Below are 13,146 nucleotides of genomic sequence, written 5' to 3' on the forward strand. Positions count from 1 at the left end.
GTTTTTATTTTAATTGGTGATAATAATCCTTCAATATTCGCACATCTTCGTCCTTGTCGGTAAATACTTCCAGCAAGATGGACTGTTCCACGGATTCCGGCTGTGCAAGGGTCTTCATCGCTTCCGGTAGCTGTGCTTCGTTGTCCACACGCAGATAAAGAAAACCGCGCTCTTCCGCCCAACCTTTGGCAGATGTTTTATGAACGCCCGTAATATACCCATGTGAGGTGTCCGACAGTTCCAATCCAGGCAATGTCCGGAAAATCTCCCCTCCGCCGTTATTCAGCAATAGGATGCGCAGGTTTGGACGGACATTGACATTCCACAATGCATTCATGTCATAGAAAAAGCTCAAGTCTCCGATGGCCACGAAGTTCAGTTTGTCCGAAGCCGCCGCATAGCCCACAGCCGTGGAAAGCGAACCGTCTATGCCGCTTGTACCACGGTTGCAACAAACCTCAATCGTGGAAGGAATGGAATAGAGTTGGGCATAACGAATCACCGAACTGTTTGCCAAATGCAATGAGCAAGATTCCGGCAAAGCCTTTATCAATGCACCGACAGCCGCCATTTCCGAATAGGCAAATACCGGTTCGGGAATCATTTTGCAATAATTCTCCCATACACGGGGATACTCGGGAGTCAGATTGTCCAGCAGCCCGGCTATCTTTTCCAAGAATTCAAACGGATCCATTTCAATCACGGTAGTTAATGAGCCGTAGAGGTCGACAACCTCACCGTCGGGCGATATGTGCCAATGCTCCTTGGGCGGATTCCGGCGGAGAAACTGTTTCAACCGTTTGGAAACGATGTGCCCGCCATAGGTAATCAGCAATTCAGGCGCCATTTGGCCTGCCTTTTCTTCAGGCATGGCATGGAGTGCCGTGTCGAAGTTCTTTACCGGAATCCCCGGCGTTGTCCGGTTGCCGATATGCTCCGTAAGCCAGACAAAATGCTTGTATAGTAACTTGGTATATCTCTTTTCAAACAGATAAATCAGGTTCATTTGCCCCACGATGACCATCCGTTTCCTATACTTGTTCATCCGGTCAATCAGGTCGTTATAATCGCGGTCGTAGATGTTCAAGCCGTGATAACGGGTGATGACGCGTACCTCAGGCAAGGCATCGGTCGTGAACCGGAACAGCGGTTCGGATATCGGGATGTTGATATGCACGGGGCCTTTCCCATGATGATTCGTCTCCAACAACGCCTCATTTATCAGGCGGTTGCAATACCATTCATCCTCGTCCGTATGAATCTCCGGAAGGTTGACCGATTTCTTGACCAATGTCCGGAACGCCTCCGGTTGCGGAACGGTCTGTCCGTCCATCTGTCCGATCCAGGCCGCCGGGCGGTCGGCGGAGATAACCACTAAGGGAACATGCTGATAAAAGGCTTCAGCCACAGCCGAATGAAGATTCAATAATGCGGTTCCCGAAGTACAGCAAATAGCAACGGGATTGCCTCCATTTAAGGCAAGGCCGATGGCAAAATAACCCGCGCTGCGCTCATCCGTCATTGCATAGCAGGTGAAATGCGGATGATTGGACAACGTATGCACGATGGGAGCATTGCGACTGCCCGGACACAGCACAACCTTTGTTATTCCGTGCGCTTTGAGCAACGCCGCCAGTTGAAGTATGTTCTTTTTGTCTGTGTACATGATGATAATGATTAGTCGTTTATGAATTAAGAGGCATTGCCGTGAGCCGTTTCATGGTTTGCATCTTCTTTTCCGTCTCCAGCCATTCGTCGTTCAACTCCGAAGAAGCCAGCAGTCCGCCGCCTGCATACAGGGTCAGTTGCTTGTCCTCGATATGCATGCAGCGTAGATTCACGTATAGATCAGTCTTGCCGTCAGGATCCAGCCATCCGATGAAACCGGAATAATAGCGCCGGTCATACCCTTCGTTTTCCAAAATGAACCGGTAGGCCTCTTCTTTCGGCAATCCGCATACGGCAGGGGTGGGGTGCAACACTTTCAGCAGGTTGCCCAACTCCTTGTTGTCTTTTAAAGAAAATCCGAAATCCGTTTTCAGGTGCGACAAAGCGCCGGCATAGGCCGGATAAGGACCGTTTTCCGTAGACCGGATATCCAATGAACGGAGCTGCTGACGAATGTAAGAGGTGACATACTCCTGCTCCTTCTTGTTTTTTTCGTCCCATGTCTGTGGCAGTTTGCCATTTCGCAAAGGTTGCGTTCCGGCCAGGGCAACCGTGCTCCATTGGTCGCTCTTGCCCGATAAAATAATCTCAGGGGTGCTTCCCAACCACATACCGGTCTGCGGAGTATAGCACAAGTAGATATACGAATGGATATATTGTCTGCATGCAGCCTGAAAGGCCGATGAAGGAGAGAATTCCGGCGTCCTGTCGATGGTGAAGCGCCTTGAAAGCACTAACTTGTCAAACGTTCTATTGCACAAAGCATGGATGAAGGACTGAAAGCAGGTGGTATATTCTTCTGTGGGCGAAGACTGAAACCTTTCTTGCATTTGCAGCGCCCTATCTTTGTCTTCTCTCGTTTTTTCGTCAGGTAACGGCTCTTGCCGGCCGGGTTGGATCAACACAACCGGACATGTCTCACTGACCCGGAACGGAGCGATGACAAACCCTTTCTCTCCATTCAGGTCTTTCAAATCGTATATCAGATGCACCGTGCCTCCCTCCAGCGTCAACAGACGGGGAACTTTCTCTTCCGGGAGGCGGAAAACAGCGAACGGCTCTTCACGCTCAATAAGTGCATCAATCGTTTTCAATTTACTTGTATCTTTGTCTGTCATCTCTTTTTCATAACACTGTTCACCACCCGTACGGAAGATACCAACTTGCCGGTTGAGGTAAAGACGTCCACATTCCACACGTGAGACGAACGTCCCTTATGCATGATCGTTCCTACGGCACGTACCGTGTCTCCTTCTTGTGCAGATGAGATATGATTTCCACTGACCTGCATCCCTACGGCAACCTCATCAGGCTGGCAAAGGATTGTGGAACCCAGACCGGCGATCGTCTCGGCTAACGCAAGGGTAGCGCCCCCATGAAGCATCCCGAATGGCTGACGTGTGCGGTGGTCTACGGGCATTGTGGCCTCTATGCGGGTTTCATCGGCATAGGTATATTGAATGCCCAGATTGCCCATTAATGCGTGGCTTGCCTGCTCGTTCCATTGCTCAAGTGAGATTTCGGTGGTACGTACCGCTGGTTTATGCTTCATGACTGCCTTATTTTGATTTAGATTACAAAGGTAGAAAATTGAGCGGAGGAGCAAAAACCTATGTAGATAAAAATCTTTCCCTCTCCATGCGTACCGAGGGAAGATATTCCTGTTACTGTTGTTGGACCGGTTTCGCCGCTTCCTGATACATGAAGCGCTTGATGCTTTTCTTGGCTGTCTTTTCAAACTCCTCAAAGTGTATCTTGACTTTGGCAATCTGGCTGTAAGCCGGTAATTGGAGGTTCAGTTCCTTGCGGTTGTCCTCCATCACTTTTTCAATGTCCTCCTGTTTCATGTTGTGGGCAAATGCGTCGTCAAAGTCCGGATAGATAAGCGCCACCAGTTTCTCTTTCTGAAGCACGATGAGCGATTCGGAGACATAGGGCATGTTGTTCAGCTTGCTTTCAATCTCTTCGGGGTAGATATTCTGCCCGCTGGAGGTGAGGAGCATGTTTTTACTGCGGCCTCGCACGGTGATGTATCCTTCGGCATCCATTGTTGCAAGGTCGCCTGTGTGCAACCAGCCGTTGCTGTCGATGATTTGGGAAGTTGCTTCGTCGTTTTTGTAGTAACCCAGCATCAGGTTGGTGCCTTTGCAAATAATTTCACCGGCAATGTTTTCAGGGTCAGGGGAGTCTATCCTGACTTCCATGCGGCTGGCGGCTTTTCCGCACGAGGCAAGCTTTAGCGTGTCCCAGCGGCTTGAGCTGATGATGGGACCGCATTCCGTCATGCCGTATGCAACGGTGTAGGGGAATCCTATTTGTTTTAGGAAGCGTTCTACATCGGCATTGAATGGAGCGCCGCCTACAATGATCTCGTCAAAATTACCTCCGAATATTTCCATAGCCTCTTTACGGGCGGCTGCTTTTATTTTATCATTGATGATGGGCACACGCAACAGTAGTTTGCCTATCTTGTTGTCCACACGCGGCAGAATGTTCTTTTTGATAATCTTTTCTACGATGAGCGGCACACACGATATGACACGTGGTTTGATTTCCGAAAACGACTGGGCTATGATCTTGGGTGACGGCATGCGCGTAAGAAAAAACAGATGCGCGCCGGCCGAGAAACCGTATAGAAAGTCGTACACCATGCCGAACACATGTCCTAAAGGTAACATGGACACGATGCGATCGCCGGGGCGTACCGGAAGCATCTCATGGCAATAGGCCAGATTGGACCAAAGGCTGCGGCAAGGAAGCATCACTCCTTTGGAATATCCCGTAGTGCCCGAAGTGTAGTTGATTACAGCCAATTCTTCGGGTGATTGCTCTTTGCGGTAGTTCACATGTTCGGGTCTGAAATTCCTGGGATAGTATGTGCCGTATATGGCGTTTCGGTGTTCAAAAGCATCCAGCAACTGTTTATTGCGGCAGACCACGAGATTGAAATCCGTCAATAATGCGATGCCGATAAGCAGGGGCATTGCATCTTCATTGAGATTCTCCCATACCTGATCGCCGACAAACAGTAATTTGGCTTCGGAGTGGTTGACGATATTATGAATGTTGTCGGCTTTGAATTCGTGCAAGATGGGAACAATGATGGCGCCGTAGGTTACTGTGGCCAGAAAAGTCACCGCCCAATGTGCGCTATTACGCCCGCAAACGGCAATCTTGTCTCCCGGCCGTATGCCGGCACTTTCCAGTACGATATGAAATTTTGCTATTTTTCTTGCTACGTCTTTGTATTGCAGCGTGATTCCTTTATAGTCTGTCAGGGCATTATTATCCCAGTTTTTAATGATACTTTGTTCTATATAATCAACGAACCCGTATTCTTGTTTCATTCGTAATCTGCACACTTTAGTTAAAACTGCGCAAAGATAGAACTTATAGTAATGCCACGCAAGCTCTATAAGCTTTTTTTAGTGGGCATTTTAGCTGGATAAATCAAATGAGAGCCTCTCTCTCCGCATTTTCCGAAATCAGCAGCAGCTTGTCGCCGAGGTGCAGTTTCAGGGTGCCGTTAGGGATGAGGTACTCATTGTCGCGTTTTACAATCATCACCAATGTTCCTTTAGGCAAATTCATGTCTTTCAGCGTGTCGGCTTTGTCAAGAATTTCTTGTGTAATCGTCATGTCGTGCAAGCTGGAGCCTATCTCCTCTGGCAATTCTATTCCGAACTCATTTCCGGTTTTTTCCAATGGAGTAGAGAGTCCCAATATGCGGGCCGCGCGGGAAACTGTGGTGCCTTGAATGACCAAAGAAACTATTGTTATGAAGAATACGATGTTAAAGATGATATCTGCGCCGGGCACTTCGGCCACCACGGGGTAGGTGGCAAAGATGATGGGAACCGCACCGCGCAGTCCTACCCACGAAACAAACAGGCGTGATTTGAAAGTTATTTTCTTGCCGAAAGGCAACAGGCACAAGAAAACACTCAACGGGCGCCCGATAAAAATCATGAATATGCCGATGAGCAATGCAACGGCAGCAACCTCCAACATCTCATGGGGATTGACAAGCAAACCGAGGCAAAGGAACATGATGATTTGTACAAGCCATGTCAACCCATCCATTACCGTATAGATTTCTTTCCGGTACATGATTTTGTTGTTACCTACCATCATTCCGGCTATATAAACAGCCAAATAGCCGTTTCCTTTCAACAGGTCGGTAATGGAGAATATAAAGAATACGAAAGAAAGCAACAAGATAGGATAGAGTGCCTGATTGTCGATGTTCAGCCGGTTCAGCATTAAGATGGCCAGTTTTCCGAGGAAGTAGCCGGTGGCAGCACCGACAATGAATTGTATGGCAAACGAGCCTAAAACCTGGGAAACACCGATTTCGGAGGAGGTGGTAAGCTGAATCAGGACAATGGTAAGCATATAAGCCATCGGGTCGTTGCTGCCGCTTTCCAACTCCAGCATCGGACGCAGATTATGTTTCAGATTCATCTTCTGCGAACGCAGAATGGCAAATACGGAAGCCGAATCGGTAGATGACATTGTGGATGCAAGCAAAAGGGAGGTGATAAGCGGAAATTGAATGTTGCTCCAGTCCATGCCCGACAGCCACCAGATGAAAAGTCCGGTGAATAAGGCCGTAAGCAATACTCCCACGGTGGACAAGGCGATGCCGGGAGTGAGTATCGGTTTTATATCGGAGAATTTAGTATCCATGCCGCCGGAAAACAGGATGATGCTGAGGGCAACCATACCTATGAATTGTGCTTCTTCGGCATTGTGAAATTGCAAACCTAATCCGTCACTGCCAAACAGCATGCCCACAATGAGAAAAAGCAATAATGCGGGAACGCCGAAACGATAGCCGGTTTTGCCGACGATGATGCTGACAAAAAGTAAAATAGAGCCTACAAGTAGAATGTTTCCTGCTGTGAACAACATAATTGAGCTATTACATGGTTTAAAGTTATGATAAATTCAATACATAAAACAAAGGAACGTGCAATGTGCCAAACACATATCTTCTGAAAATGGTTCAGTTGAACTTTAGCACAAAAGTGGTCTCTTTGCCGGGCAGCAATGACAGGTTGCCTCCCGATAGCCGCATGATTTGCCGGGAAATGCTCAAGCCTATGCCGTTTCCTCCCTCTTTGGTCGTGAAAAACGGAATGAAAACATGTTCGGCAATGGCTTCGGGAATGGCAGGGCCATTGTTGGATATTTCTATCAGTATCTCCTCCGCCTCGTTACAGTAGGCACGGATATCGATGCGTCCCTCTTTGTCGGTATCGGTGTCCGACCCGATGGCTTGTATGGCGTTTTTCAGCAAGTTGATGACCACTTGCGATATAAGATTTTCGTCGGCATACAGAATGAGGTCGTCCGGCGCAATGTGCGTACGAAAACTCACCCGGGCGTCAGGGTGCTGGTGGCGGGAAAGCCCAACCATGCGCTCGATGAAGCTCTTGAGGTAGAACAAAGAGGGTTCGGGAGTAGGAATGCGCGTGAATTTCCGGTATGACTCCACAAAGGACAACAATCCTTTTCCCGTACTGCTGATGGTTTGCAGGCCGTTCCTGATTTCTTCGTGCGAGGCTTGCTCTTCGGCCAGTTCCAGCAGGGTGTCGCTCAATGAGGTTATCGGGGTGACGGCATTCATTATTTCGTGCGTCAACACACGGGTGAGTCTGCTCCATGAGTCTATTTCCTTTTCGTCCAGCTCGTTGTTGATGTCGTTGAGGGCAAGGATGCGCAGGTGTTCGTTGCGCACGGTGATATCGCTGACGCGGATGGATATGTTCACAGTGCCCCGTTCATTAGTAAAAGCCACCTGTAATTTTTCTCCCGGACGGCTGTTCGTCAGGATGGAGCACAGTCGCGGGTCTATGCGGTTCAGTTGGCTGATATGGGTAAATATGCTGAGACCCAACAAGCGCAGGGCTTCATTGTTCTTTTGGTATACGGCGCCATTGTCGTTTAAAACCAGAATACCGGTATTTACACAGTCAAGAATCAGCTCATAGTATTTTTCCTGTTGAACAGTTTCGCTTTTTACGTTATAGAGCATGCGTGCCACCCGGTTCAAGGCGTGGTTTATGAGCTGCGTGTCTGCCAATGCCTCTTTTTCGGAGAAATGAATGGCATTATCGTTGTTTTCGATGGCATCAAGCATGAAAAGCACTTTCCGCACATGACGACGATATAGCTTGCGTTGCCAATAGATGGCTACGGGAAGAAGCGCGCTGAACAGCACAGCCCACAACAAGGCGGTGTGCAATCCTTTCGGAGGCGGAGCGTCAATGAAGACAAACGCCCACATTATGCCTGCAAGGAGCGCCGTTGATATGCTGACGGCAACGCGGAACGAATAATATTGTCTTGGATCTCTATATTTCATACATGCGTGGCAAATCATTTCTAACTCAAAGTCCGTGCTTTTTCATTTTGTTGTAAAGCGTCTGACGTGTAATGCCCAGTTGCGTTGCCACGGCCGAGAGGTTTCCGTTGCATTTGTCGAGGGTCTTTCGTATCATCTGCATTTCCATTTCTTCGAGCGTGGACGCTGCGGCATCCGGTTTCTCGACCCATCGGGTCAATTGGAACAGTTCGGCCGGAAGATACGCATTGTCGCAGATGATAACGGCTTTCTCGATGACGTGTTCCAACTCGCGGATGTTGCCGTACCAAGGGTGGAGCTTCAGCTTTTCGCAAGCGCTGTCCGTCAGTTCGACGGGTGGCTTGTCATATTGCTTGCAAAAACGGAGGATAAAGAGCTCGGCAAGCGGAATGATGTCTTCGGGACGTTTGCGCAACGACGGTATTTCGAGGTGTATCGTATTGATGCGGTATAGCAAATCTTCACGAAACTCTCCTTTTGCCACCATGTCGGGCAGATTGCGGTTGGTGGCGCATATAAGGCGGATATCTATGGGAATGGGGGTGTTGCTGCCCACTCGGACGATGCTGCGGCGCTGGATGGCAGTAAGCAGTTTGGCTTGCAGATGGTAGGGCAGGTTGCCTATCTCATCGAGGAAAAGAGTACTATGCCCGGCTGCCTCGAACTTGCCGGGGCGGTCGGCATGCGCATCGGTGAAAGAACCTTTCACGTGGCCGAACAATTCACTTTCAAAAAGGCTCTCGGTGATTGCACCCATATCCACGCTTACCATCTCTTGCCGGTTGCGTGCGGAAAGAGAATGTATTTCGCGGGCCAGCATTTCCTTGCCCGTGCCGTTTTCGCCCGTGATTAGGATGTTGGCGTCGGTGGAAGCCACTTTTTCCACCAAAAGGCGCAGATGCTGCATGGCGCTGCTGTTGCCCCAATACATGCTACGGTCGTCTGCCGATGTAAATCCGTTGCTTTCCTTCGTGCGTTTCCCGTTTGATGAAGAGGAAGATTTCTGTTCCGCAGCAGAAGCGGCTTTTAACAATGTCTCTATCAGCTTCCGGTTATCCCAAGGTTTCACGATGAAGTCGGCCGCACCTTCCTTGATGCCTCTCACGGCAAGATCGATGTCGGCATAAGCCGTGAAGAGAACCACCGGCAGGGAAGGGTACAGTTTTTTTATCTCGTGCAGCCAGTACAGACCTTCATTGCCGCTATTGATGCCCGAAGCAAAGTTCATGTCAAGCAGTACGACCTGCCACTTCTTTTCGCGCAGCGCGCCCGGCAGGGTGACGGGCGAAGCAAGAGCGGTAATCTCTTCAAAATAGGGTTTCAGCAAAAGTTGCAAGGCGGCAAGCACGCCCTGGTTATCGTCGACAATCAGAATATTTCCGTTTTTTTTCATCATAAGTATAATCTCTTCTGTTCATGGCTTCGTTTTTATCGGCAAGTTATCCGTTTATCCTACGTCTGTCACCTTTCATAAGGCGATGCCATTTACTCCCACAAAGATAGTGAATTGTTTTCATATCTCGGTGATTCGGATTGCTCTTTTTCGGTGGCCCGACAATGGTGCTCCGGTTTGCCGGACTTCGTGCCCGCTAATGGAAACGGGGCACGGAGTTGAACGATGCCTTAACCCTCTAAATTTATGCAAACTCTTCATCGCTTTTCTGTTTCATTGTATCTCCTATTGAGTATGAGTGATTTACACTTGTACAAGCGTTGCCTCTCAGTTGTACAAGCGTCGACCTTCACTTGTACAAGTGTTGCCTTCTGCTTGTACAAGCGGAAAATGGATGCAAACGAACAATCCCCAAACGACTCCGGCGGATGAACCGGACGATTTGTCAAAAAAAACACCATGCAATTTGCCAGGCAATTTGCATGATGGTATATATAATATATATTAATAATATTTAATCCTCCGGAGGGTCCTTCGGAGAATTTAAAGATATATTTTAAAGGTACTGATATACATATCTACACTGGAAAATCTTAGAAAGGCTGGAGTCGGGAAATCCCCGAACCAACCATGATATGCTTTGTTTGTATAATAGAAGTTATTATATTTGCGCTGTTTTACAGAAAGGAATGACATTATGGCATAAATTTAACCCTGACAAAGCGGCAACTCTGTCAGGGCTTGCTCTACAAAGAAACATTATTATTTCTTCTTTTCACGCTGAGACAAAGCACTACCTGCAAGGCTTTTTGTTCTGGTACTTGAACGTCCATCTTGCAAGGCTTTTGATGCTTGACTGGCAACTTTAGCTGAAGTGACTTTTTTCGCCATAATATCCTCCTTTCTGTCTTTAGTGGCAACATGTTTCAAGTTGCCGTTATACACTTGAATACATCCCATTCCCAATAGGTTTGGGATTTATTCACTAAAATCAAATGTCACATTTCCCGGATTAGCAGATGCAATATTTCTACAGTCTAATCCAGTAAGTTTTCCTGCTTTTTTAATGGTGAGTTTGCACTTAGTGCCAACTCCACTTGAAGCAATGTTTTTTAAATCCAACGCAGTGAACTTATCCGCATTAACAACAAGGTTTCCGCCAGCAGAAGCAATGTTTCTTAAATCTAAAGATGTCATAATTGCTCTTTTGGTTTACTATAAAGAAAAATATCTCTTATCTTCAGGTTACAGGGGAAGAAGTCTATAAAAGCCTGTCTACATATCCTCACGGACTTGTTGGCGTAGTAGATGAGCCAAATTTGAAACAAAAGTTCAGAAACTTCCGTTATTTATATATCAACAAAAACCGTGCCATATTTTGACTTGTATTCCATTTTCTTTCAATCACGTTACATATTCAGTATCAATCATTAAAATTACTGAATCACTACTGTCCCGTAAAAGTGGATAAATAGTTCTTTGAAATTATTGAAATATAGTCAATTACACGTTTTTTGAAATGAAACGGACTTGATTTTGCAACTTTGCAGTCTAATACAAATGGCTGCTATGTTCCAAGACAAATACGTATTCTCTCAATTAACCGCTTTTCTGAACAGGACTCAGTTCAACAACTATGTTCGCAAGTATGATGGCAACCGATATGTGAAACATTTCACTTGCTGGAATCAGATGCTCGCGATGATGTTTGGACAACTGAGTAACCGTGAGAGCCTGCGAGACTTAATCGTTTCTTTCGAGGCGCATAGGGCCAAGCAATATCATCTTGGGTTAGGTCGTGAACCGATAGCCAAGACAACTCTTGCGACAGCCAACCAGAACCGTGATTACAGAATTTTTGAAGAATTTGCATTCTATATGATGAAAGAAGCCTGCGAGAAGCGGACGACCAACATCCTTGACATTTCCGGAAAGAAATATGCGTTTGATTCAACAACGATTCCGTTATGTCTTGCAACATTCCCATGGGCAAAGTTCCGAAGCAAGAAAGGAGGAGTGAAAGCTCATGTCTTATACGACATTGAAGCACAAGTTCCTGCCTTCTATACTGTAACCACTGCATCAAAGCACGATTCTACAGCAATGTCTTCAATCCATTATGAGCCAAATGCTTATTATATATTCGACAGGGCTTATGACTCCTTTAAAGAACTCTATAGGATACATCTTACAGACTCTTTCTTTGTTGTCAGAGCCAAGACGAACTTAAAGTATAAGACAGTCAAATGGAAGCGAAGAATACCAAAGCACATAATGACAAATGCGGAAGTGAAACTGACCGGATATCTCTCCGAGAAGAAATATCCTGAGTCATTCAGACTCGTCCGATATCACGATGAAGAAGATGACCGTGAGTTCACTTTTTTGACGAATGCGAAACAACTTTCTGCACTGGATGTCGCCAATCTTTATAAGAAAAGATGGTTGATCGAGCTGTTCTTCAAATGGCTCAAGCAGCATCTCAAGATAAAGAAATTCTGGGGCACAACAGAGAACGCTGTTCGCATACAAATCAGTGTGGCTATTATCACATACTGTCTTGTGGCTATTGTCCAACATGATATGAAGTTGAAACGCTCAACCTATGAAGTTTTGCAGATTCTCAGCATATCATTGACTGACAAAACCCACTTGCGTGACCTGTTCGACAAGACTAATTTCAATGATGTCAAAGATCTAAATGAACCCCTGATTCCGGGGCTATTTGATTAATTGTTTAACTCGTCCCATTTTAACGGGACACTAATGAGAAGTGAAGTAATTATCTCTTAAATAAGAAAAGGTAAATCTCGGTAATCTAATAGGTTACCGGGATTTTTTTGTGTAGTATAATGTGGTTCTATTCGGAATAATTCACTTTATTATGAGGCGGTTGGGTAAGTCAAGGTAAGCCCTAAGGTTACGTTTGGTTGTTTAGGTATCTCCTCGATTTATGCTTTTATGTGCATAAACCTACGCTTGTTATAGATATAAGGCGATGCTTGTACCTGTGTAAAACTTTGAATTTCTATCGGTTACAAATGAGGTGTGTGCGGAATATTTATACTGAACGATGGCTCTTCTTTATGGTGTGATATGGTTGTTCGTCCACTTTTTTTGTTAAATCATTCTTTTTTTTTCTAATATTTTGTAGTCGAAGAGATTATTTGTATCTTTGCAAACGGAAACGGATGAAAGGTGGAGGGGCAGTCAAGCTCCTCTTTTTCGTTCTTATAGGTTAATTTATGATAGAAAAGAAAACGATTTGTCAGATTGTAGACGAGTGGCTGGAAGGGAAAGAGTATTTTCTGGTGGAAGCAACCATCGGCCCGGATGGCAAGATTCTGGTGGAAATAGACCACAAGGAAGGTGTGTGGATTGAGGATTGTGTGGAGCTGAGCCGCTACATCGAGTCTCGGTTGAATCGCGAAGAGGAAGACTATGAACTGGAAGTAGGTTCGGCCGGTATCGGGCAGCCTTTTAAGGTATTGCAGCAATACATCAATCATGTGGGCTGCGAAGTGGAAGTGTTGACAAAGGACGGCCGTAAGCTCAGTGGTGTGCTGAAGGAAGCGGACGAACAACACTTTGTAGTAACCATCAGCAAGAAAGTGAAAGAAGAAGGAGCTAAACGTCCTAAGATGGTGGACGAGGATCTGAATTTTACGTATGAGGAGATAAAATATACTAAATACTTAATCAGTTTTAAATAAGA

10 protein-coding genes and 1 pseudogene are annotated in these 13,146 nt (G+C 46.4%); 2 read left to right on the forward strand and 9 right to left on the reverse strand.

The window, feature by feature from the left end; all coding sequences use genetic code 11:
- Positions 1 to 4 precede the first annotated feature (4 nt).
- From menD to C3V43_RS02880, 9 genes and pseudogenes are all read right to left on the reverse strand, one after another.
- Entirely contained in the window at positions 5 to 1,666 is a 1,662-nt protein-coding gene (gene menD, locus C3V43_RS02840; RefSeq protein ID WP_106068513.1) for a 2-succinyl-5-enolpyruvyl-6-hydroxy-3-cyclohexene-1-carboxylic-acid synthase, read from the reverse strand.
- A 19-nt stretch (positions 1,667 to 1,685) separates the two neighbouring features.
- Entirely contained in the window at positions 1,686 to 2,786 is a 1,101-nt protein-coding gene (locus C3V43_RS02845; RefSeq protein ID WP_106068514.1) for an isochorismate synthase, read from the reverse strand.
- A pseudogene (locus C3V43_RS02850) lies at positions 2,783 to 3,202 on the reverse strand (PaaI family thioesterase); the annotation flags it as partial. The pseudogene C3V43_RS02850 and the gene C3V43_RS02845, both read right to left, overlap by 4 nt.
- Positions 3,203 to 3,332: 130 nt before the next feature.
- Positions 3,333 to 5,015, reverse strand: coding sequence for a long-chain fatty acid--CoA ligase (locus tag C3V43_RS02855; protein ID WP_106068515.1), 1,683 nt, complete (start codon positions 5,013 to 5,015; stop codon positions 3,333 to 3,335).
- 103 nt (positions 5,016 to 5,118) lie between these two features.
- Complete coding sequence (locus tag C3V43_RS02860) at positions 5,119 to 6,582, reverse strand: potassium/proton antiporter (protein WP_106068516.1); 1,464 nt, start codon at positions 6,580 to 6,582, stop codon at positions 5,119 to 5,121.
- A gap of 94 nt (positions 6,583 to 6,676) precedes the next feature.
- On the reverse strand, positions 6,677 to 8,038 hold the full coding sequence (locus C3V43_RS02865; protein WP_106068517.1) for an ATP-binding protein: 1,362 nt from the start codon (positions 8,036 to 8,038) through the stop codon (positions 6,677 to 6,679).
- Positions 8,039 to 8,063: 25 nt separating this feature from the next.
- On the reverse strand, positions 8,064 to 9,431 hold the full coding sequence (locus C3V43_RS02870) for a sigma-54-dependent transcriptional regulator (protein ID WP_106070428.1): 1,368 nt from the start codon (positions 9,429 to 9,431) through the stop codon (positions 8,064 to 8,066).
- A gap of 762 nt (positions 9,432 to 10,193) precedes the next feature.
- On the reverse strand, positions 10,194 to 10,391 hold the full coding sequence (locus tag C3V43_RS02875; protein ID WP_106068518.1) for a hypothetical protein: 198 nt from the start codon (positions 10,389 to 10,391) through the stop codon (positions 10,194 to 10,196).
- Positions 10,392 to 10,409: 18 nt separating this feature from the next.
- A complete protein-coding gene (locus C3V43_RS02880) occupies positions 10,410 to 10,628 on the reverse strand; it encodes a hypothetical protein (RefSeq protein WP_106068519.1) in 219 nt (72 codons plus the stop codon).
- 372 nt (positions 10,629 to 11,000) lie between these two features.
- On the opposite strand from C3V43_RS02880, the gene C3V43_RS02890 reads away from it, so the two are divergent.
- On the forward strand, positions 11,001 to 12,164 hold the full coding sequence (locus tag C3V43_RS02890; protein WP_106070429.1) for an IS4 family transposase: 1,164 nt from the start codon (positions 11,001 to 11,003) through the stop codon (positions 12,162 to 12,164).
- A 512-nt stretch (positions 12,165 to 12,676) separates the two neighbouring features.
- Entirely contained in the window at positions 12,677 to 13,144 is a 468-nt protein-coding gene (gene rimP / locus C3V43_RS02895) for a ribosome assembly cofactor RimP (RefSeq protein WP_106068521.1), read from the forward strand.
- The last annotated feature ends 2 nt before the right edge of the window (positions 13,145 to 13,146 follow it).

This window comes from Prevotella heparinolytica (assembly GCF_002998535.1).
GTDB classification, from domain to species: Bacteria; Bacteroidota; Bacteroidia; order Bacteroidales; family Bacteroidaceae; genus Bacteroides; species Bacteroides heparinolyticus.

Excerpts from the sequence above, each read along its gene's own strand:
- C3V43_RS02880 (WP_106068519.1), bottom strand. The coding sequence starts at position 10,628 with ATGACATCTTTAGATTTAAGAAACATTGCTTCTGCTGGCGGAAACCTT.
- menD (WP_106068513.1), bottom strand. The coding sequence starts at position 1,666 with ATGTACACAGACAAAAAGAACATACTTCAACTGGCGGCGTTGCTCAAA.
- C3V43_RS02875 (WP_106068518.1), bottom strand. The coding sequence starts at position 10,391 with ATGGGATGTATTCAAGTGTATAACGGCAACTTGAAACATGTTGCCACT.
- C3V43_RS02870 (WP_106070428.1), bottom strand. The coding sequence starts at position 9,431 with ATGAAAAAAAACGGAAATATTCTGATTGTCGACGATAACCAGGGCGTG.
- C3V43_RS02845 (WP_106068514.1), bottom strand. The coding sequence starts at position 2,786 with ATGACAGACAAAGATACAAGTAAATTGAAAACGATTGATGCACTTATT.
- C3V43_RS02890 (WP_106070429.1), top strand. The coding sequence starts at position 11,001 with ATGTTCCAAGACAAATACGTATTCTCTCAATTAACCGCTTTTCTGAAC.
- C3V43_RS02860 (WP_106068516.1), bottom strand. The coding sequence starts at position 6,582 with ATGTTGTTCACAGCAGGAAACATTCTACTTGTAGGCTCTATTTTACTT.
- rimP (WP_106068521.1), top strand. The coding sequence starts at position 12,677 with ATGATAGAAAAGAAAACGATTTGTCAGATTGTAGACGAGTGGCTGGAA.
- C3V43_RS02855 (WP_106068515.1), bottom strand. The coding sequence starts at position 5,015 with ATGAAACAAGAATACGGGTTCGTTGATTATATAGAACAAAGTATCATT.
- C3V43_RS02865 (WP_106068517.1), bottom strand. The coding sequence starts at position 8,038 with ATGAAATATAGAGATCCAAGACAATATTATTCGTTCCGCGTTGCCGTC.